The organism is Candidatus Magasanikbacteria bacterium, assembly GCA_021648085.1.
GTDB lineage: Bacteria > Patescibacteriota > Patescibacteriia > Magasanikbacterales > UBA922 > JAKITS01.
In genome coordinates this window covers 498,507-520,611 of record JAKITS010000001.1, presented here as the reverse complement: position 1 = coordinate 520,611, position 22,105 = coordinate 498,507, and the positions used below count along the sequence as shown (strand labels likewise).

Sequence of the window (22,105 nt, the reverse complement as noted above, 5' to 3'; positions counted from 1 at the left end):
ATTATACTTTCGTAATAGATTGAATAAATATGCACGCCTAGCTCAGTTGGTTAGAGCACCTCGTTTACACCGAGGGGGTCAGGGGTTCGAATCCCTTGGCGTGTACAAAAAACTTTTTTGATAAACAATAAGTTTATCGCACAACACAGCCAAATTCTGGTTGTGTTTTGTTTTTTGTACCCTGTGGATAAGTTGGGCATCTGCCCAAAATCTGCCCAAAATTTTCGTTTTTATGGTCCAAAAGTTGGATTGCATTTTGTTTTGCCTCCATATCGACGTGAGAATACCTTTCGGTCATAAGAATCGTTGAATGCCCTAGTAATTCTTGAAGAATACGCATACTAACACCTCGTTTTGCTACATTTGTTGCAAAAGTGTGTCGTAGTTTATGCCAGTGAATATGTTCATCAATATCAATTTGTTTGGTTATTTTTTTCAACATTCTGCCGGAAGCATACATGCTAAAAGGTTTTTCATCGCCTCTATCAAATACATAAGTATTTCTGGACTTCTTTCTGTTGTCTTCAAATAATCTCTTAAGACCAGAGCGAACATCATTACTCATGGGTATAACTCGGCACTTGCCGTTTTTGGTTGGCGCTCTTTCAAAGCAAACATTTATCGATCCGTTTACATTAAGTATGTTTTCGAAAAAGTTTACATCTGTCCAACGTAGTGCAAGAATCTCACCAAGTTGCATACCAGTTTTAAGAGCCACAATAATCATTGTATTCCAAAGTAAGTTGGTATTATCATTTAGAAGTTCTTGTTCACAATACTTAGATATAACGCGTACTTCTGTTCTGGGTACTTTTATCCAAGTAAAATAAGGAATTTTATCTAAGTATCCCCACTGCACAGCACAATCAAGAGATTTTCTCATTACTGATTGAATATTCTTGATAGTCTTTGCTGCAAGACCTGACGCTAGTTTATCCCTCTTAAGTATTTCCATATCTCTTTCACTAATTTCTTCTAACTTCGTTTGCCCAAAATGTGGAACTAGATGATTTCTTATAATCCCACTTTTTTTGATCTGCTCGGATGGTCTATTATTTGCTAGAACATATGTTTCATACCAATCGGAAAGAAATTCTTCATAGGAGTTATATATTTTGCCAGACTTTGTTTTTTTGCTTTGTTTCTTTTTTAATACAATTTCATCTCGCAAAAGTCTTTCATAATCCATTGCACTGCCTTTGCTATTTTCTGGAGCAATAGAACGGTGTCTTTTTCCTTCCAATCGAAAGTCGACATGCCATCGGTTGTTTATTTTCCTTGCTGACATAGTTACTATTCATTACGAGCTTGTATTTTGCTTTTTTGGATATATTCTTCAAGGTCAGTTAAAAGAATTCTCTTACATCCGCAAATGCGGTAAAAGGGGAGATCTCTTTTATCTAGAAGGCGATAGATTGTGTCATCAGACACTCTAAACACCTCTGAAACCTCTGTCACAGTCAAAAATAACCCTACAAGCTCATTGTTGATTGTAATGAACAGATTGTCTCGTTTCTGAAATTTTTAGGCATAACAATCATACAATAAAATGGTTTAATTTTCTACTTTTTGGGTTGGTTGGATTAAAAGGAAAAAAGTCAAGAAAGTAAGCTTTGTATTCCACTTCGCCAAGCCATTCGGATTCAAACTTTTTTTCGAACACAGGACTTAGAACAGACAAGAATTTTTCAATAAATATCTTTGCGTAATATCCTATAAGCTCTATTGACTCAGACAACGACTGCGAACGAAAGAATTTCTTCTTGCCGAAAGTTCTCTCGTCAAACATATCTTTACTTAGATATTTACAAACATAAGCACCGACATTATTTACATTGTCTATTTTATTTATCTTCAAAAATCCTTGTCCCCAAAGTTTTTGTAATTTCATAATTTCAATAAAAGGAAGTTTGCAGAGCAAGTGATAGTGAACTGCTCCTCGTTTTTGGAACTCAGGAACAGCTAGGTATTCAAAATTAGGGTATTTATAGGAAATACGTTTTATGAATTGATTGAAGATGTAGTTTGCTTCTTTTAGATCTGTGATGTTTTTGGCAAAAGTCAAAGTCATAAATTTATTTAATTGGGGGTTGGTATTGGTTAATCGGCGAATTTCTGTTTTGGTCCGATTAAAGGAGAACTTCATTTTTTGTTTTTTTATTTCTAATTGTTCAGAAGTAGTTAATTGTTTTGGCTCTTTTTGAGGTTTACTGTTTTCAAATTGTTTTTTATTAAAATCCCGCCAAATGTGTTTTGTATATTTGAATACTTCAACTTGCTTGCCCGACACCACGACCTTTAAGTCGTAGGAGTAAGTCATAACAATTTTTTGTTAGATGTGTGGTTATAATCAAGTTAAGAGGAGAGTCAGTTTAATTTGTATTTATTCCATTTTTAAGCAATCTTTTTTGTCGGCGGTCGGGCAACCTACTGACAAAAAAAGATTGTCTGTAAATAATTGAAAAGAAAAACACAAAAGATAAAATTTTGGACTGTTTTTACCGTATCAGGGTAATTAATTTTAGCGTCAGCTTATCCCAAATAAAGGTAGTGCGAAGCCTCCACCTTGACTAGGGCAAGCTATCAGACGCTTTATTTTTACCTTGTCCGATAAGGTATAAACGGCCGTACCGTCGGATTTAATAAATTGGCCGAATTTTAGTTATATGGATAAGAAAATTAGATCCGCTTGGACTGGGTCAGAAAAAACTTCTGACATTGTCCGCAAACAAACCATTGCCCGTTGGGGTGGTGAAGAAGCTCGCAATTACGATCCGAAGAGTAATTGTTTAACTTTTAACCGTTGGTTAAGAAATGGATATAAAGTTAAAGCAGGAGAAAAAGCACTTAAGTCTTTTATTGTTATTGAACAAAGAGATGAAAAAGGCTTAATTGTTTCGAAGTATCCGAAAAGTATAAGTCTTTTCTATATTCTTCAAGTCGAGAAGATGGGACAAAAAACTGTCTAGGCAAAAGGGAGTGTCTCCTTAGGGATTCGCTCCCTTTTTGCTGTTTACTTCTTGCGGTTTTTTGAGTAAGCTGGTATTTCTTCTGAATTGGGAATTAGACCAGTATTATCATTGGAATGTTCTTTTTTGTATTCTCTGTGATAAAGAAATTCAGGATATTCAATAAAATTGACAGCTTCATGCGTGTTATAACAATTAGCTTTTTTCTTATTAAATAAAAATACCTTTCTTTTGACTGCTCGACGTTTTAAATTGTCATCTTTTAAATCTTGCAATTCAAAGTAGGAAACCATAAATATCAAATGAAAAATGTTTCTTACTTCTGCAAAGTTTTGCCCCAAATCTCTTATCCTTTTGTCTATATTTGAGGTGTGTTGTACACCAGCCCAAATGTTCAGTGGAATAATTTGTCCATTTTTACCCTTCTTTACATCATGTCTGTGAGCAGAAAATTTTTGTTTAGCTGAAGGAGGCATATCTTGCCATTCTCTAGAATCAAAATATCCTTGGGCCTCATCAATAAAAATCTGTCCGCCTTTAATATGAAGTAATTCAGGAATCTCTGACCAAAAATATACTTTACCTAGCTTTTTTTTATTGTTTTTCTTCTTTACTGCATATTCAGAAAAATCTAACTTCCAATTTGCGTAAATATCGTATCCTTTCAAAAACATTTCCAAAGCTTTGTAAGTCATGAACAAGGTTTTTCCAGCTCCAGGTTTTCCTGTAATTATGGTAATCATATTTAAAATCTAAAGAATACAGCGACTTTCATGACTAGCATAAATAAAAACAAAAAGTTGCGTTAAAAGATGGACAGACTGTAGATGATAGAAAAGGAATTGTTAAATTATATTATTCAATTTATAGTAAAAATAAACCTAACGTTTTTAGTCCTCAGGAAGAAAAAGATCAATATTTATTAAAGTTATCTGAACTAATAAAAAAAGCCGAAGATAGAGAAGAGCAGAAATATACAAAATTAATGCTTACTAATAAATCTATTGCGAATGAATTAGGTTTTAGTAATTTATATAATTTGTATAGCTTAAGAACCTGGGAAATTAATGAACTTATAAAAAAAGATTTTGATAGACTAGGCATTAATGACTTAGCTAAATTATGTATTGATTTTAAAAATAGAAATTATAATAAAGTATTAACAACAATAAATAAGTCAGGATTCAAGTTAATAAAAATCGAAGATCAAGAAACAGTGTCCAATTTTTTTAATGAATTGATTATAGGTGAAATAGATTGTATAAAAGCAGTTGGAAAAGCTTTTGAAAATAAGTTTGTAAAAAAAACTAGTTCTTATAATTATTACATTGAGAATAAAGATGAATTTTTAAGAGAATTAAGTATAGATAAAGATTATCATGATCGTAAAACTTCTTATAAAAGCGGTAACACAACAGCAAAACAAATGAAAGTTGATAAAGAATTATTTAATGAATTTTTGCGAAAATATAACAAGGAACTATTTTATTTTGATTTATTTAAAAATAAAAAGGTGTCTTTTAAAGAAATTATTAATTATCAAGAATATATAGATGAAAATATCAAATCTGAATATATAACCATGCATAAAACAAAAGGTGGAGAAATTGAAAATGTAATGATTGTCTTAGACGAATTTTTTTGGAATCAATATGATTTTCAAATTATTTTTAGCGATGAAGAATTAGAGAAAAAACTTAAAAATCAGAAATTGTTTTATGTTGCCTGTTCAAGAGCCGTTAAAAATTTAATTTGTATAAAATTAATTAAAGAAGATGAAGAAAATAATTTATTAAATTATTTTTCCAATTATGAAAAAATTTAACTAAAATTAGTCAAAAAGATTTTATTGTTATTTTTGTATGCAAAACACAAAAGTGAAGTTGTCAAAAGAAATCATAAATTATATTGATTCATATAAAAATAAAAGTTTATTTGAAATTAATAAAATCATTGTTAAGTGGGCTTATGGGACTAATAAAAAATATTTATCTAAGTATTACAAGCTTATTGGTTTAAAAGATTATTCTATATATCTTGTAAATACAAAAGAATTAATCAATAAAGCAGATTTTGGAGAAATGGGTCATACAAAGTTAAAACCCGATATATTATTTAATGGTATCGACGAACGTGATTTTAGAATCGCAAAATTGTTAGAACATTGGGGTGATGGGGGATTTATTGATCCACCAGAAATTTTCATAAATAATTTACCTAATATTTCTTTTAATGATGGACGCCATAGAACAATAGTAGCTTTTCATTTAGGTGAAAAAGAAATTCCTGTAATAATACATAATACTTTAATTGAAAAAATTTCTTCTATTACAAAATTAAATAAAAAATTATTTTAATATGTTAAACAACAAAAAACAAAAAGTAGTAGTTATATCAGCAATAATATTAGTATTTTTTATAGCCCTTTCATACAATTATTTTATTCAGCGTAAATTTATTGAAACAAATCGTCAATTAAATCGCTTGTTGGACTGGATGAATAGTAAAAATGTGCCGTGTACCTCAACGTTAGATGATAATAAAAACATATTTACCTTTGATCATATAGGGTTTGGTAAGGAAGGAGATGTAGGTTGGACTAGAATTATGAAAAATAATGAAATAAAAGATTCTCTAGGGTTTTATACTAGGCATATTGATCCTATTCTTACATCTTTAACTGAAAATACTTTAATTGGATCTGCTTGGCAATGGCCAAAAGATTCCAAATTAAATAATGGGCCATTTTTCAATTATCATTTAGATTTTAACACTAGAAAGACAGAAGAATTGCCAACCAGAGGTAAACTTATCATAATCTCAAATGATGGAACAAAGGCAGTTTTCTTAGAAAGTGAATGTGTAAAAAATCCAGACAGTTTGAAATTAGGCACAGAGTGTAATGATAAAAATTTAAGTTTACGTACAATTGAATTGCCTTTAAAATAAAATGTATTAAATAATTCAAATAGAATTCTTATAAATTAAAAACAAAAAAATACTATTTGTTAAAAAAGACTTGACAACTAATAAAAAATAGTTTAAACTGCTGCCAACGCTCGGAAAAAATGTTCCTTCACAACAACCCAAAACCGAGCAGAGGAGAGAGAAAATGAGAAAGTACGCACAAATCTTTATTTTATTTTGTGTTATGTTTTTTTGTGTTTCAAGTGTATATGCTTTTACCAATGATGAATTAGCTGGCACTGCTCTTAGCTATGACACTGAAAATGTTTACCCTTTTGAGTGTAAGGGGTTTGTTCAACAAGTAATCAACCAAGAATTAGGTGCTACTCTTGGTACAGGATATTGCCAAGCTTATCTTGATCTTGGTTCTGAAGTGTCTGGTGGAATTACAAACGCCCAACTAGGCGATGTGATTCAAATTAATACATCTTCAGGTTATGAATCTTGTAGTGCATATAATAACACGACTTTTGTAACAGGCATGCACACAGCCATTTTTTTTTGGAAGACCTTGGTAGTGGCGTTATCAGAGTAGTAGATGCTAATTTTGTTTCTAGCAATACGGTTGGTGTGCATGACTGGGATATAGATTCTTGGATGGACACTTATTCAACTTTATACCTTCACGTGTATAGACTAGGCTCCACAACTGAAAACGAATATGTTTTTAATGAATATAGGCAGTTGGAAAGTGATTGGAGTACCAAAGCCTGTAGAGGTATAACTGGAAGCTCATCAACAAACTGGGTTTACTCTTGTACAACAGAAACATATACTTATTATACAGGTCAAACAGTTTATGTTTTATCAGGTATTCATAATATCCGAGAAGAACATAGATTTAAGACAATTTTTTACCGTAATGACGAAGTATATGCGACCCAAACTTCTGGATGGAATTCCGTCAGCCCTTATGTTTGGGAGCATGGGTATACATGGCATTCTTTACATCTAAGTCAAGCAGGAACATACCAAGCAGATGTTTACGTTGATACTATAGATGATGACGATGATGATTGGGAATATTTAGATTATGTACCCATAAATGTACCTTACTAAACTGTAACCGGTCTTAAAAAGGCGGGTTTTTTGTTGACTTTTTTTATGCTTTAGTGTATCTTTTAACAAATTATGAAACTAATAAAAAATTATGAATAAAAAAATAAAAATTATTATTGCATTTATTGTGGCTGTAACTGCTGTTGGAGGTTTTCTATACTTCAATTCTTTGGATAACCAACAAATGGATGAAGTGCCAAATGACGTGGTAGTTGATAATGGTGAATACACAAATAACAAAATTGGGTTTACTGTAAACATTCCTAAGAATTTTGAATTTAAAGAAGAAAGAAATGACGTGAAGTTATATTCTGAGGGTGGACCTGTCGGAGATAGTATTTACTTTGAAAAAGATGATAAAAGAGGTGTGTTTATTTTCCATGTAGATTCTTATAACGCTGGTGTGTTTGAAAAGTTTGAAGATTACCACAAAGGAGATCCTGTTCTTGTAGAAGAAAAAGAAGATCTTGCATGGAACGCTTCAGTAATTACACATGGTTTAGGTACAATTCTAATCTTTACTCCAGAAAACACAAATGAATATTTTGAGTTTAATATTAGTAGAGAAGTAGAAAATCCAAAAGAATTTGCAAAAACAATGCTTGAAAGTTTTAAACAAATCACAAAATAAAAGCTCGGAAGCTATCTCGATATTCAAACAAAAACAAAACACCACTTCAAAATAGAGTGGTGTTTTGTTTTGAGATCAATCTGCCCAAAATCTGCCCAAAAATTCAGTTTTTGTCGTTTTTCAGCGAAAATTGAGATTTTAGCGAAGTCGTAAATTTCGCTTATTTTAGCAATTTTGCTAGGTTAAGTGACATTTCAAAACCTGCATATTCGGGTTCGAATCCCTTGGCGTGTACAAACAAAATACCTGAAATGGTATTTTTTTGACGCCAAGGGATTCGAACTAAGGGGTGGTAGGGGAAAACTTTCCCCTACTTGTAGAGGAGGTTTTCCTAAGAACCTGAAGGTTCTTAGGAGCGCAACCCGAAGAGGTGAGTAGTGAGATTCTTTTGGAGTGTACAAAAATATCCAACAGGATATTTTTTTGATAGTTTCTTGAATAGAACTTATAAATAAAATTTTATAAATTATATGTATTATCTATGTTTATGAAATGCACAATTATAATATAAAAACATACTAAAAAATCAGTTTATTTTAATAGTCTAGAAATGCATCTATACGAGGAGAATTTGTAAGTTATACACAAGTCTAATATAAAAAAAATTAATAAATATGGTATAATTAAATTCGTAAGATTATTTATTAATTATTATTTATATAATTCATAGCATATGCAAATGAAAAAAACTTTGGCAAAAGCAAAAGGTTTCACTTTAATCGAATTGCTTTTGGTAATCGCAATTATTGCGATTTTGGCTCTTTTAATTTTTGTAGCGTTAGATCCTGCAACTAGGTTTGCAGACGCTCGTGATTCAAGAAGGTTCTCGGATGTAAATAATATTTTGACCGCAATTAAGGTTGACCAGGTGGATAATAAAGGTCCGTACCTAGCTAGTATTACTAGTGCGACAGCTTCCGAGGTTTATATGGTCGGTACTTGTACTACTGGAGCAACAACCACAGTAACAAATTATCTTTGTACAACAGAACCAACTCAAGATGCTTGTGCAGACTTAACCGGACTTGTGACAGATGGTTATTTAGGATCTATTCCTATAAGTCCTGATGGTACCGCAACATGGTCAGCTGCAAACACAGGATACACTATTGCAAAAGCTGCAAATGGGTCTGTAACTATTAGAGCTTGTGAAGATGAGAACACAACAGAGATTACTTTAACTCGTTAGTTTTCAAAAAACTTCAAAAACAAAAAACAAGCATAAGGCTTGTTTTTTGTTTTGTCTTATAAATTTAAATATTTTTTATTTTGTGGTATAATGTATGTATTATTATTTCGTTATTTTTTTATGAAAATTAAAGAGTACTTAGAAAAAAGAAAAGGTTTTACTTTAATCGAATTACTTTTAGTTATTGCAATTATTGCAATTCTGGCTCTTTTAATTTTTGTAGCTCTAAATCCTGCAAAGCGTTTTAAAGATGCAAGAGATGCAAGAAGATTTTCAGATGTAAATAACATTCTTCAGGCTGTTAAGGTGGATCAAATTGACAACGGCGGTACATACCTTACTACAATTACAAACACAACTGTTGGGCAGGTTTATCTTATCGGAACTTGTGTGACTGGGGCTACAGCTTCAAATGTGACAAGTTTTTGTACTACAGATCCAACACAGTCTGTCTGTGTGGATATTTCAGATATGGTGACACAGGGATACTTGGGCTCAATCCCTATTAGTCCAAATGGAGACGGTGCTTGGTCTGCATCTATTACAGGTTATACTCTGGAAAAATCATCTGCAGATCTTGTGACTATTCGTGCTTGTGAGCACGAGCTTAGCGCAGAGGTAGAGCTGAGTAGATAGGTAAAAACAAAAAACAAGCGTAGGTTGCGTTTGTTTTTTTTGTGTTATAATTTAAGAGTAAATATGAAAGATAAAAATAGAAAACAACTAAACCTGTATGAGTCCACGGCTTTGATAGTTAGTGGTACTGTTGGTGCTGGAGTTTTGGGGATACCTTTTGTTGTTGCAAAAGTTGGTCTTATGGTTGGTCTAGTCTATATAGTTGTGTTTGGTGTGCTTATGACAGGGTTAAATCTTTTAATTGGAGAGGTTTTGTCTAAGTTGAAAACTAATTTACAACTCGTTGGTTTGGCACGAAAGTATTTGGGAAGATTTGGTGAATTTTTAATGATGTCGTTGGTTTATTCTATGGCTTTTGGGGTGCTAGTTGTATATATAATAGGAGAAGGGCAAGCTCTTGCAACTTTGTTTGGTGGTAGTATTTTTATTTGGAGTATTTTATTTTTTGTTTTTGCAACAGCTTTAATTTTTGTTGGAATGGGCGTTATTAAAAAAGTTGAACTTATTACAAGTTTGGGTTTAATTTTAATTGTAGTTTTAATAGTTTTTTTAAATTTTTCTCATTTTGAAGTTCAAAATTTAGTATATGTAAATTGGAAGTTTTTATTTGTGCCTTACGGTGTGCTACTTTTTGCTTATAGTGGTTTAGCTACAATTCCAGAAGCAAAGAGTATTATAAAAGGAGATAAAAGAATTTTTAAAAAATCTATAATTTTAGCAGGATTAATAAATATCTTGATTTACTCTCTTTTTACTCTTGTGGTAGTGGGTGTGACTGGTGCAGACACTACAGAAATTGCAACAATTGGTTTGGGGTATAAAGTTGGTCCAATAATGTTGATTTTGGGTAATGTTTTTGCGGTTACTGCTATGGGAAATAGTTTTTTGCTTACCGGTCTTGCTCTCAAAGATTCGTTTATGTGGGATTTTAAAATGCCTAAATTACTAGCTTCCATTATTGTCTCCGTATTACCAATTATATTATTTTTGGCTGGAATAAGGGGGTTTATTCAGACAATAGATGTAATAGGAGGTGTATTTTTGAGTTCACAAATGCTTTTGGTTTTGTTGATTTATTGGCGTGCAAAACAACTCGGAGATCTTAAAACTGGTAGATTTAAGTTGCATCATGTCTTATTTTTAATTATAATACTTCTTTTAACTCTTTCTGGTGGTATTGTCTATAGTATTTTAAAGTGGTTTTAGATTTTATGACTACATTTTTTCAGGCATTTTTTTTAGGAATACTGCAAGGTGTTGCTGAATTTTTGCCAATTTCATCTTCAGGACATCTAATATTACTCTCTAATTGGCTTAACTGGTCTGATCAGGGGTTGTTTTTCGATGTTGTCCTGCATTTAGGAAGTTTACTAGCTGTTGTATTTTATTTTCGTAAAAAACTTTTATCATTGTTATTTTCTATTTTTGGAAAAACAGAAGATAACAAAGAAGAAAGGAGGTTTATTTTTCTGCTCGCTATTTCTACTTTACCAGCAGTATTGGTAGGTTTTTTAATAAAAGATTTTGTGGAAAATAGTCTAAGATCTGTTTTGGTTGTTGCTTTTGGTCTTATTTTTTGGGGTGGGGTATTGTGGTTTGCAGATTGGAAATCCAGACATCATAAAACACAAAAAACACACAATGACTTAAACTGGAAAGATACATTGTTCATAGGTTTTGCCCAAGCAATAGCTTTAATTCCAGGTACGAGCAGGTCTGGAATTACGATAAGTGCGGGACTTTTAAAAGGAATGAATAGGAAGGATGCGGCGAGTTTTTCTTTTTTGATGAGTATTCCTGTAATTTTTGGCGCAGGGCTTTTGACTTTTTTAGATATTACCAAATCTAGTTTAGAAACCATTTCTGTCTCTCATCTTTTTGTAGGATTTATATCAGCATTTGTAAGTGGTTTTTTTGCTATTTGCTTTTTGATGCGGTTTATACAAAAAAGAACTTTCAAAGATTTTGCAATTTATAGATTTGTATTGGGTGCTTTAATTTTAATTTTATATTTTGTTTAAAATATTTATGTCTAACAAAACAGTAACAGTAATAGGTGCAGGAAATATGGGTACAGCATTGGCCCAGGTAGTTGCAGAAAATGGATTTAATGTAAAAATATGGAATTGGGAAGGGGATATTGAGCCTTTGACTCAAATAGCTAGTTTTCAGGAAAATAGAAAGTATCTAAAAGGTGTAAAATTGTCAAAAAAAATAAAAGCTGAAAAAGACTTAGAAAAAGCAGTAAGTGGTGCGAGTATAGTTATTTTTGCACTACCCACAAATGTTATATTGAGTAATTTTAAAAAAACAATACCATTTTTAAATAAAAATTCTATTGTGGTTGATAGTTCGAAAGGTGTATGCCCTGACACTTTTGGATTTATTCCAGAGTTAATGAAAAAAAATAAAGAGTTTAAAGGAAGTGTCGTTGCAATTTCTGGTCCAGCTATCGCAAGGCAGATGGCAACAAGAAATTATACTTTTATGAATATCGCATCTAAAGATGAAAAAGCTATAAAAGTGGTGAGTTCAGTTTTGCAAAATGATTTTTTAAAACTATATCCAACTTCTGATATTGTTGGTGTGGAGTTGGGTGGTTTTACAAAAAATGTGTATTCAATAATTCTGGGTATTTGCGATGGTCTTGGATTTAGTGAAAATACCAAAGCTGTTTTTGTTGTGTTAGCTTTAGAAGAGATGAGTATATTAAATAAGGTATTTTTTGGAAAAGATGATAGTGTTTACAGTTTTGCAGGAATTGGAGATTTAATAACTACAGGATTTTCAAAAGAAGGTAGAAATAGAAGTTTTGGTGAAGCACTTGGAAAAGGTATGTCTCCAAAGTATGCTATAAAAAAAGTTGGACAAACTGTGGAAGGTGTTTCTGCAGTAAAAGCACTTTTGAGTATTACAAAAACAAAAAAAATAGAATTACCTCTGGCAAAATTGGTTTCAAAGTGTGTAAAAACTACAGGAAAGATAAAACAAAAAAAACTGATAGACATGTTTTTAAAAAAGATTTAGTATGGAATTGAAGAAAGTTTTACAGGAAATTCAGAAAGTGGGGAAGGTTTATGTTGTTGGCGGGTTTGTTCGTGATCTACTTCGTTTCTTAAAAGATAATCCAAATGGTAATTTTACACAACTTAAAACAAAAGATGTGGATTTTGTTGTTTTGGGAAGTGGTGTTGAGTTTGCAAAAAAAGTAGATAAAGTTATGGGTGAGGTTGGGTCTTTGGTTTTGTTTGAAGATTTTGATACTGCTAGATATGTATTTGATAATGGTTTGGAGTTGGAGTTTGCTGGGGCTCGAAGCGAAGAATACAAAGAGGATACACGCAAGCCAAAAGTTGTATCTGCAACTTTAGAAAGCGATCTGTCTAGACGAGATTTTACAGTAAACGCTATGGCTTTAGGTGTTGCAGATTTGTTGGTTGGAAAGATTGAAAATGTAGTTGATAATTTTAATGGAATTGCAGACTTAGAAGGTGGAATTTTAAAAACACCAATAGATCCAAATAAAACTTTTTTTGATGATCCACTTCGTATGATGCGAGCTGTTCGATTTTCTGCGCAGCTTGATTTTGAGATTGAAGAAGGAACTTATAGAGCGATAGAAAAAAATGCAGAAAGGTTAAAAATAATTTCAAAAGAAAGGATAAATGAAGAGCTTTTTAAGCTTCTTAAAACAAAAGAACCTTCAGTTGGTCTTTGGGCTCTTTATAATACAAAACTTTTTAATTATTTTTTACCAGAAATAAATGATTTGTATGGTGTCGAAGAAGTTTATGGGCAAACCCACAAAAATAATTTAGCACATACATTTAAGGTTGTGGATAACATCTCTAAATATACTGATAATGTAATGTTGCGTTTTTCGGCACTTATGCACGATATTGGTAAGCCAGGAACAAAAAGATTTACAAAAGGTAGAGGTTGGACATTTGATGGGCATGAAATGCTTGGTAGAAAAATGGTGTGGAACATAGGGAGGCGACTTAGAATGAAAAAAACAGACATTGCTTATACTGCAAAACTTGTGCGTTGGCATCAACACCCAATAAGCCTTATGGATGACAAAATTACAGACAGCGCGGTGCGTCGTCTTATTGTAAATGCAGGTGAAGAGTTGGAGGATTTATTGAAATTAGGAAGAAGTGATATTACCACAGGAAATCCATCAAAAAAAGAGCGCAGACTTAAAAACTACGATTTCTTGGAAGAGAGAATTGAAGAGGTGTTAGAAAGAGATAAGTTGAGAGCTTTTCAGTCTCCAGTTCGTGGAGAGGAAATTATGGAGCTGTGTTCATTAAAACCAGGTCCAACGGTCGGTAAGATAAAAGAGGCGATAGAGACAGCTATTTTGGATGGGGTTATCCCAAACGAACACGAGCCAGCACAAAAGTATTTTTTAAGTATAAAAGACGAATATTTAAAAGATGTTGAAGATTGGGAAAAAACTTAAACTTTTGTGGTATACTTTAAAAATAAAAGCTTTATAAAATATGTTAATTTCCATTTGGAACGACCTACTATATAAACCATTGTTTAATTTTTTGATTTGGGTTTATAACAATTGGACAAACCAAAATCTTGGATGGGCGGTTGTAAATGTGACAATTTTGCTGCGTATAGCATTATTACCATTTACTCTTGTTAGCGAAAGAAATAGAGTTAGAAACGAGGTTTTAATAAAAGATGTGAAGGCTGTACAGAAAAATGTTCACATGGATTCTATTACAAAAAAGCAAGAGATAAGAAAAATGCTTAAACTTCGCAGAGTTCAGCCGTGGGCAAAGGCCGTTGTTTTGGGTATACAAGCAGTAGTTTTAATTTTGATTTATCAGGTTTTTCTGCGTGGTATTACAGGAGATAAAATTGCAAAGTTTTTGTATCCTTCTGTGGAGTTACCAGGAGATATAAATACTATTTTTTTTGGTTTTGAGTTGGGTATGAACCATAGTTTTTTTTGGTCTGCACTAGTTGGAATGTTGTTATTTTTTGAAATTTATAGGAAATATAAAAAATTAAAACTAAAAGTTAGAAAAAAAGATTTAGCTTACTTCTTCTTGTTTCCATTTTCAGTATTTCTAATTTTATGGTTTTTACCAATGGTGAAAGCACTTTTTGTCTTGACATCTCTGCTATTTTCTGTTATTGTACACCAGTTTACTAAAGTAGTTTTTACACCAAAAAAGATGGAGGACAGTTAGTAAATTTGTTAGAAAAATAGTTTAAAATAATATTATGTCTCAAGAAGAGTCACTAGATAAATTAATGTACTCATTTGTAATGGAAGATGTCCTAAAAGGCTTCTTTATTTATGTACCACCTGGATATGTTGCATGTGTTTATGATCTTGGTCGTGGAGTATTGAAAAAGGTTTTGACTCCAGGATTACATTTCAAAATACCATTTTGGCAAAAAGCCAAGCTTTTTAATACACAAACTTTGGAGTATGGAATTTCTCGTAAATTTAACCCAGAGCATGAAAAAGCAATGGGAGATATTCCAATATCGGCTGTCACAAAAGATGCAAAACGCATTGCTTTTGAGGGAACAATTCTACTTCGTTTGGATATTCAACAAATCCCATCTTTGTGGCAAACAATAGGAGAAGATTTTGTAATAAAAATAATTCGTCCAACTGTAAGAAGTCGTATTCGAATGGTTGCAAGTAAATTTACACAAGAAGAAATAGTAGGTGTAAAAAGAGATGAGGTTGAGACAGAATTAAAAAATGAAATAGAAAGAATTTTTTACCCTCGTGGAATTTTTGTGGAAAATATACTTTTAAGTGAAATTGGAAGTGTAAATGAATACAAAAAAATAGCAGAATAAAACACACAAAAATAAAAAAAAGACGCTGAGCGTCTTTTTTTGTTTTTAATAATTTTTTATTCACAATTCCCAATTTGATATTATTGTAATTAAAAGATATAATTAAAAGATTAATAGAGATTTTTATTTATTTTTATATATGATAGCTAAACCTAAAAATAATTTTTTGTATAGAAAATTATTCTTTTTTATTTTTTTATTTTTATTTTTTTCACTAATTCCTACGGCGTCACAAGCAGCCACCAAATATTGGATAGGAACTTCTGGAGGAAATTTTTCTGCTGACACAAATTGGTCCACCACAACCGGTGGGGCAAATGATACTACTCATCCTGTTTCTGGAGACACAGCTATTTTTGATGGTGGAGATGTGGACAATGCAACTATTGATGTTGATTCTACTGTTACAACTTTTCAAATAGATGCTGGTTATTCTGGGACTATTACTGTTGCAACAGGTGTTACGCTTACTACTGGAAATTTTACACAAGCTGATGGCACATTTAATGCAGGGGATACGATTATTGATATTAATGGATCTACTACAATTTCAGGAGGTACATTTAATATGCAATCTTCAGTATTCGAACCATATAATAATTTCGTTTTCTCAGGAGGTACTTTCGATGGTGGAACAGGAACTATGATATTCCAGTATAGTTATGCAGATCTTACAATTTCAGGTGGAACTTTTACATTCCCAACCGGAACAACAACTATTACAGACGATTTAACTATTGGAGCTGGTGCTACTGTATATGAAAATGGCACAAATTTGATAATGACTTTTATAACTAGTGCTGTTTTAAATGTTCCAACAACTTTTACTTTTACAAACCTTACAATTGCTGGTGGAAGCGGTCAGCGGTTAGCTATTTATACTGGTGACACTGTAATAGTCTCTTCCACTCTTACGCTTATAGACGGAGAGCTAGATGGCACTGGAGTTTTAGAATTTACAGGTCCTGGGAGTGGTTTTTCTTTGGCTACAACATTTGATGGCGGATCTTCTGCATCATCTGGACAGCTTAAGATATCAGGAGTAGAAACAAGAAATATTATACTTGATGCAAATGTTAAGCTTCCTTTACTTAGATTGGACGCAGTAAACACAACAATAGAATTTTCTGGAGTAGCGTCTACAACTTTTGAAGGTTATTTATATTTGGATGCTGGTACTATAAATGCAAGCTCTACGGATATAAGCTTTAAATCTATTATAATGACAGGAGGAACTTTTGATGCACAAAACTCAAATTATTTGGATATTAATGGCTCTACCACTATATCAGGTGGTATTTTTAGTTTACAAAGTGCATTAATGGAAAGTTATAACACTTTAACAGTTTCTGGAGGAACTTTCGATGGTGGAACAGGAAATCTTACAATTCAATATACATATGCAAATCTTACAATTTCAGGAGGAACTTTTACATTCCCAACAGGAACAACAACTTTAAAAAGAAATTTAACAATTGGTGCAACTGCTACTGTTTATGAAAATGGAACTACATTATATTATACTCATTCAATATCAGCAACTATAGATGTACCAACAACTTTTACTTTTACAAACTTTATAATTGATGGAAGTACTAATCAAACAGTGAGCATGGCTTCAGGAGATACATTAGTAGTTTCTTCTACTTTAAATTTAGTTGATGGTGCTTTGGATGGTTCAGGTACTTTTGAATTTATAGGTCCTGGAAGTGGATTTTCTATGGCCACTACATTTGATGGTGGAACAGGACTTCTCAAAATAACAGGAACAGACACAAGGAATATAATAATTCCAGCAGATGTCGATATGCCTAAATTTACACTAAACGCAACGAATACAACAATAGAATTTTCTGGTGTAGCTTCTACTACTTTTGAAAGTACTTTAAATTTAGAAGCTGGAACAATAAACGCAAGTTCTACTGACATTGTGTTTAACGGTGCTTTTACAATGACAGGAGGAACTTTTGATGCTCAAAATTCAAACTATTTGGATTTTAACTCCTATGCTATAAATATCTCTGGTGGAACTTTCAATATGCAAAGTGCATTAATGGAAAGTTATAGGGCTTTAATAGTTTCTGGAGGTACTTTCGATGGTGGAACAGGTGATCTTTCAATCACATATATTTACGAGGGTCTTTTTATTACAGGCGGAACTTTTACATTCCCAACCGGAACAACAAGTCTTGTTTACAATCTTACTATTGGAGCTGGTGCTACTGTTTATGAAAATGGAACTACATTATATTATACTCATTCAACATCAGCAACTATAGATGTACCAACAACTTTTACTTTTACAAACTTAACAATAGAAGGAGATAGTGGTCAAACAGTCACTATTGCTTCAGGAGATACATTAGTAGTTTCTTCTACTTTAAATCTTATTGATGGTAGGATGCCTGGTAATATATTAGAATTTACTGGAACAAACTTTTCAATGGCCAGCACATTTGACAATTTAGATGTGGCCACATTCAACCTAACGGGAACCCAAGATCAGACAATAGATTTAACAGGAGTGGAAGATAAAATAAATTCAGATATAAACATAAATAAATCATCAGGAACTGTCACATTAAATTCTGGTTTAACAATGGATTATGCGAATACAGATTTAAACATAATAGAAGGAACCTTAGACCTAAACGGAAATACTTTAATAGTAAATGGATCTTCTGGAACAGTAGTGGTACAAGATGGTGGAATTTTAAAAATGCAAGGTGGTGAGACTGTTACAACAAACGCAACTTATCCTAGTTTTAGCTCTGGAAGTTCAGCTATATTTTATGGAGCTAGTTCATACACTCTTCCAAGTTTTTCAACTTTTTATGATGTTTCTTTCACAGGAGGTGGAACATATACATTCAATACGAGTACGGTAGCTACAAGCACAATGACAATTAGCTCTGGAACAGTCGCATTAAATGGAAATAATTTAACTGTTTCAAGTACATTTAGCAACGATGGAACACTTCGTATTCAAGGAGGTGAGACTGTAACACTTACAAATGACACAGATTCAGGAACAGTAGAATATGTTGGAAATGGTGATGCAAGTTCAGATGCTTATTCTACTTCTATTGTGGATTTTTATGATATTTCTATAAATTTTACAGATTCTGGAGATAGTTTGGCTCCGAGTGTTGCAACAACAAATATAAATAATGATATAACTTTGGCATCTGGAATATATTCAGCAACTGGAACATTAAATATAACAGGAGACTTCCTAAACACAGGAGGTACACTTACACCAAACTCAAGTACGGTAGACTTTGTTGGCGCAAGCCAGACAATTTCTGGTGCAAATACTTTTTATAACCTAACTAAAACAGACTCATCTGCAAACACTTTTACACTTCCAGCTAGTACGACCACAACAGTAAATGGAACTCTAACTTTGGCAGGAACATCTGGAAATCTTTTGAGCCTAAGAAGTAGTAGCTCTGGAACACAGACAAAGTTTGATCCAAAAAGTACAACGAGCGCACAATATCTAGATGTAAAAGATAATAATAACTTAAGTAGTACACAAATAGTATGTACAACCGGTTGTAGTGATTCTGGAAATAATACTCGTTGGCAGTTTGATTATGAGATTAATTTTTCTGCAACCACAGCTTCTGGAGATGAGGGAACAACAGCAGTCTCTGTCTTAATTTCTTCAGATCAAAGTGTAGTAAGTGATGTCTCAGTAGATTATGCAATAACAGGAGGAACAGCAACAGGAAGTGGAACAGATTACACACTTTCTAGCGGAACGGCTTCAATTACAAATGGAAACACAACAACTTCTTTGAGTTTGGTTGTAGTAGATGATGACTTGGTTGAAAATGATGAAACTCTAATAATAACAATATCAAACCCTGTTGGAGGTTCGCTAGGTTCTACTACAACTTACACATATACAATTACAAACAATGATACAGCAGGAGTTACAATCTCTCTTTCGTCTGTTTCTGTGACAGAAGGGTCAACAACTGACACATACACTGCGGTTTTAGACGCACAACCTACGGACGATGTAACTGTGTCAGCCGCACTATCAAACTCAGAAGTTAGTCTTTCTTCCTCTGACCTCACCTTTACAAATGCAAATTGGGATACAGAACAAACTGTGACAGTCACAGCTACAGATGATAGCGAGGTTGATGGCGAGACTACAACTATAATCTCAAACACATCTGCAAGCTCAGACTCTAACTTTGACAGCTTAACTATCGCAAGTGTAACCGCAACTATTACAGATGACGATGTTGCGTCTACCGGCGGTGGATTCTTTGCACCACCACCAACTCCATCCAAAACTCCAGCTACGGAAAGTGTATCGTCAGGATTATTATTTACAGAGTTTTTCCTGCAAGAAGAAAAATCTGCAGAAGTTGGAGCTTCTTTTCATAGTGTGTTTGTCTCTAGAATAGCAAAAGAGAGTATTACGGTAACAATTGAGTCAGACCCAATTATATTGAACCTAATAAAGGGTGTGAGTCAAAAAGTAGACACAAACAAAGATGGAGTTTTAGATTTGGAAATAGAGTATGCAGAGTTTTTAAATTATGATTCTGTGAAAATTAATCTAATAAATTTAACAGATGAATCAGAAATTTCTAATCCAGTTGTAATAAATTATGGAGCTTATACAACAGAGTCAAGAGATGTAACTATAACTTTTAACATATTAGATGCAGATAGAATGGCAGTTTCAAATTCAAAAGATTTTGCTGGTTCAGTATTTACACCATTTACCTCAAAATTAAACTGGAAACTGCCTTCTGGAAATGGAGAAAAAACTGTTTATTCTAAATTTCTTTCAAGCGGTGGAACAGCATCAACATATTTTGACACAATTCTGTTAAATGAGTTAAATACAGAAACTGAGACTGATACTCAAACAGAAAAACAAGGTTCAGACTGCAGTCTAAAAGAAGGTGGAGTATATAAAACACCAAACTCTTCTGCCGTATATCTTGTTACACCAGACTGTAAAAAAAGAGCTTTTAGTAGGGCAGATGTTTTCTACACATACTTTGACTCTTGGAATAATGTGGAGATAGTAGAAGAGAAAAGACTAGAAACAGTAGAAGATGACACTTTAGGTTTTATGCCTTGGGGTCCAAAATATGATCCAAAATATGGTGCTCTTGTAAAAATTACAACAGATCCAATGGTGTACCTACTTCTTGGTAATCAAAAATATTGGATAGACTCTGAAGAAGTATTTAATAAACTAAACTATAGTTGGAATTGGATAGAAGATATTGACCCAAGACTTCTCAATAAATACACAATTGGTGAGATAATAGATTATACAAATCGCCATCCAAACTACACACTTGTTAAATATGAAAATAACCCAGAAGTATTTAGGCTAGAGCCAGACCTAACAGACCAGACAAAACAAGTAAAAAGACATATTAAAAACGAGGAAGCCTTTAGTAGATTGAATTTTAGGTGGGATAGAATAGTGACGATAAAAAATGATGAAGAATACGAAATAGGAAAAGAGTTAAAATAAAAACATAAAAAACCCGCGAAATGCGGGTTTTTTTATGTTTTTATTAATAATAGAGTTTGTAAAATACTCTATTATTATTTTTTCTTGACACTAAAAAATAGATGTGATATATTATCACTCAATAGGTTAGAGTGATAATATATGAAAGAAAGAAAGAAAAAATTACTAAAACTTATCATAGAAAATTATATAAAAACTGTAGAGCCAGTTGGATCTAAATTCTTAGCAAACAGCGGGAGTTTGGATGTAAGTGCACCGACAGTTCGAAATGAGATGCGAGAGCTTGAATCTGAAGGATTTTTGACTCATCCTCATACTTCTGCAGGAAGAATTCCTACAGAAAAAGGGTATAAGTTTTATGTTGAGAATATAATAAAACCAGTAGGAATTGGTGAGTTTAAGGAAGTGTTGGAAAAAAGTGAAATAGTGAATTTTGAAGGTTGCGATAGGGTAAAAAAAATAGCTCAAGAGGTTGCAGAATTTTTAAACAATGCCGTTTTTGTGGCTTTTAATAGTAATTCTGTTTACTACACAGGAATTTCCAATTTATTTTCACAGCCAGAATTTAAAAATCATATAAATACTCTAAACACATCTGTAATGTTTGATAAATGTGAAGAAATAGTTTATAATCTTTTGGGTAAAATAGAGCAGAATAAAACGAGTGTTTTAATAGGTAGAGAAAATCCGCTCGGCTCATCTTGCTCTAGTATTATTGCAAGATTTGGAGAAGAGGGTTTGTTTATATTGATTGGTCCAACTAGAATGGATTATGAGAAAAATATAGCTATATTAAAATTTTTGATTAGTAAATTATGAAAAAAGAAAAAATAATAAAACCTGCAAAAAAGAAAAGTAAAATACAGGAATATAAAAATATGGCTTTACGCGCGCAGGCTGATTATCAGAATTTGCAAAAGGAAGTTTCTGAGCAAAGAATTGTTTGGGCAAAGATGAGTAAGGTTCAAGTAATAGAAGATTTTTTACCAGTATTTGATAATTTTACAACAGCTTTTGCACATAAAGACAATTTGCCAGAAGACAAGAATTGGGAGAGTTGGTCAAAAGGAATTGGATTTATAATGAAACAGTTTGAAGATATTTTGACTCAAAATGGGATAGAAGTAATAAAAACTGTTGGAGAAGATTTTAATCCAGAATTTCACGAGGCTGTAAGTGAGGAAGATTCAGAAGAGTTTGAAAGTGGAAAAATTTTGAAAGAAGTTGGTGTTGGTTATAAGGTTGGCGACAAGGTTTTGAAAGTTGCTAGAGTGATAGTAAATAAATAA

The 22,105-nt window shown here is 32.5% G+C and carries 21 protein-coding genes and 1 tRNA gene; 19 read left to right on the top strand and 3 right to left on the bottom strand.

Features of this window, described 5'->3' with window-relative positions; all coding sequences use genetic code 11:
• Positions 1-31 precede the first annotated feature (31 nt).
• Positions 32-105, top strand: a tRNA-Val gene (locus L3J07_02600).
• A 28-nt stretch (positions 106-133) separates the two neighbouring features.
• Here the strand turns inward: L3J07_02600 and L3J07_02595 are convergent.
• Both L3J07_02595 and L3J07_02590 read right to left on the bottom strand, forming a co-directional pair.
• Positions 134-1,288 (bottom strand): tyrosine-type recombinase/integrase, encoded by a 1,155-nt coding sequence (locus tag L3J07_02595; GenBank protein MCF6276718.1) that lies wholly within the window; start codon positions 1,286-1,288, stop codon positions 134-136.
• A 249-nt stretch (positions 1,289-1,537) separates the two neighbouring features.
• Entirely contained in the window at positions 1,538-2,071 is a 534-nt protein-coding gene (locus L3J07_02590) for a hypothetical protein (protein ID MCF6276717.1), read from the bottom strand.
• 595 nt (positions 2,072-2,666) lie between these two features.
• On the opposite strand from L3J07_02590, the gene L3J07_02585 reads away from it, so the two are divergent.
• The gene (locus tag L3J07_02585) at positions 2,667-2,969 is read left to right on the top strand and encodes a hypothetical protein (GenBank protein MCF6276716.1); all 303 of its coding nucleotides are present in this window, start codon (positions 2,667-2,669) and stop codon (positions 2,967-2,969) included.
• A gap of 44 nt (positions 2,970-3,013) precedes the next feature.
• On the opposite strand, the gene L3J07_02580 is transcribed toward L3J07_02585, so the two are convergent.
• Complete coding sequence (locus L3J07_02580; protein ID MCF6276715.1) at positions 3,014-3,712, bottom strand: zonular occludens toxin domain-containing protein; 699 nt, start codon at positions 3,710-3,712, stop codon at positions 3,014-3,016.
• A gap of 242 nt (positions 3,713-3,954) precedes the next feature.
• On the opposite strand from L3J07_02580, the gene L3J07_02575 reads away from it, so the two are divergent.
• The 17 genes from L3J07_02575 to L3J07_02495 all read left to right on the top strand — a co-directional run bounded on the left by L3J07_02575 (position 3,955) and on the right by L3J07_02495 (position 22,105).
• Positions 3,955-4,794 (top strand): hypothetical protein, encoded by an 840-nt coding sequence (locus L3J07_02575; GenBank protein MCF6276714.1) that lies wholly within the window; start codon positions 3,955-3,957, stop codon positions 4,792-4,794.
• Between the two features lie 37 nt (positions 4,795-4,831).
• Positions 4,832-5,326: a hypothetical protein gene (locus L3J07_02570; protein MCF6276713.1), complete on the top strand. Its 495-nt coding sequence runs from the start codon at positions 4,832-4,834 to the stop codon at positions 5,324-5,326.
• Positions 5,327-5,465: 139 nt separating this feature from the next.
• Positions 5,466-5,918, top strand: a complete 453-nt coding sequence (locus L3J07_02565; protein MCF6276712.1) for a hypothetical protein — start codon at positions 5,466-5,468, stop codon at positions 5,916-5,918.
• A gap of 163 nt (positions 5,919-6,081) precedes the next feature.
• Positions 6,082-6,471: a hypothetical protein gene (locus tag L3J07_02560; protein MCF6276711.1), complete on the top strand. Its 390-nt coding sequence runs from the start codon at positions 6,082-6,084 to the stop codon at positions 6,469-6,471.
• Entirely contained in the window at positions 6,438-6,995 is a 558-nt protein-coding gene (locus L3J07_02555; protein MCF6276710.1) for a hypothetical protein, read from the top strand. Before L3J07_02560 ends, L3J07_02555 begins: the two co-directional genes overlap by 34 nt.
• Positions 6,996-7,086: 91 nt before the next feature.
• Positions 7,087-7,626 (top strand): hypothetical protein, encoded by a 540-nt coding sequence (locus L3J07_02550; protein ID MCF6276709.1) that lies wholly within the window; start codon positions 7,087-7,089, stop codon positions 7,624-7,626.
• Positions 7,627-8,299: 673 nt separating this feature from the next.
• The gene (locus L3J07_02545; GenBank protein MCF6276708.1) at positions 8,300-8,815 is read left to right on the top strand and encodes a prepilin-type N-terminal cleavage/methylation domain-containing protein; all 516 of its coding nucleotides are present in this window, start codon (positions 8,300-8,302) and stop codon (positions 8,813-8,815) included.
• Between the two features lie 120 nt (positions 8,816-8,935).
• Positions 8,936-9,451 (top strand): prepilin-type N-terminal cleavage/methylation domain-containing protein, encoded by a 516-nt coding sequence (locus L3J07_02540; GenBank protein ID MCF6276707.1) that lies wholly within the window; start codon positions 8,936-8,938, stop codon positions 9,449-9,451.
• A gap of 63 nt (positions 9,452-9,514) precedes the next feature.
• A complete protein-coding gene (locus L3J07_02535) occupies positions 9,515-10,657 on the top strand; it encodes a hypothetical protein (protein MCF6276706.1) in 1,143 nt (380 codons plus the stop codon).
• Between the two features lie 5 nt (positions 10,658-10,662).
• Positions 10,663-11,472 carry an undecaprenyl-diphosphate phosphatase gene (locus tag L3J07_02530; GenBank protein ID MCF6276705.1) on the top strand — a complete coding sequence of 270 codons (810 nt, stop codon included), beginning with the start codon at positions 10,663-10,665 and terminating at the stop codon, positions 11,470-11,472.
• A gap of 7 nt (positions 11,473-11,479) precedes the next feature.
• Positions 11,480-12,478, top strand: coding sequence for an NAD(P)H-dependent glycerol-3-phosphate dehydrogenase (locus tag L3J07_02525; protein MCF6276704.1), 999 nt, complete (start codon positions 11,480-11,482; stop codon positions 12,476-12,478).
• A gap of 1 nt (position 12,479) precedes the next feature.
• On the top strand, positions 12,480-13,919 hold the full coding sequence (locus L3J07_02520) for a CCA tRNA nucleotidyltransferase (protein MCF6276703.1): 1,440 nt from the start codon (positions 12,480-12,482) through the stop codon (positions 13,917-13,919).
• Between the two features lie 40 nt (positions 13,920-13,959).
• Complete coding sequence (locus L3J07_02515; GenBank protein MCF6276702.1) at positions 13,960-14,667, top strand: YidC/Oxa1 family membrane protein insertase; 708 nt, start codon at positions 13,960-13,962, stop codon at positions 14,665-14,667.
• A 34-nt stretch (positions 14,668-14,701) separates the two neighbouring features.
• Entirely contained in the window at positions 14,702-15,295 is a 594-nt protein-coding gene (locus L3J07_02510) for a hypothetical protein (GenBank protein MCF6276701.1), read from the top strand.
• A gap of 139 nt (positions 15,296-15,434) precedes the next feature.
• Entirely contained in the window at positions 15,435-20,816 is a 5,382-nt protein-coding gene (locus tag L3J07_02505) for a hypothetical protein (GenBank protein ID MCF6276700.1), read from the top strand.
• Positions 20,817-20,957: 141 nt separating this feature from the next.
• On the top strand, positions 20,958-21,635 hold the full coding sequence (locus tag L3J07_02500) for a hypothetical protein (protein MCF6276699.1): 678 nt from the start codon (positions 20,958-20,960) through the stop codon (positions 21,633-21,635).
• Positions 21,632-22,105: a nucleotide exchange factor GrpE gene (locus tag L3J07_02495; GenBank protein ID MCF6276698.1), complete on the top strand. Its 474-nt coding sequence runs from the start codon at positions 21,632-21,634 to the stop codon at positions 22,103-22,105. The genes L3J07_02500 and L3J07_02495 overlap by 4 nt, the downstream gene beginning before the upstream one ends.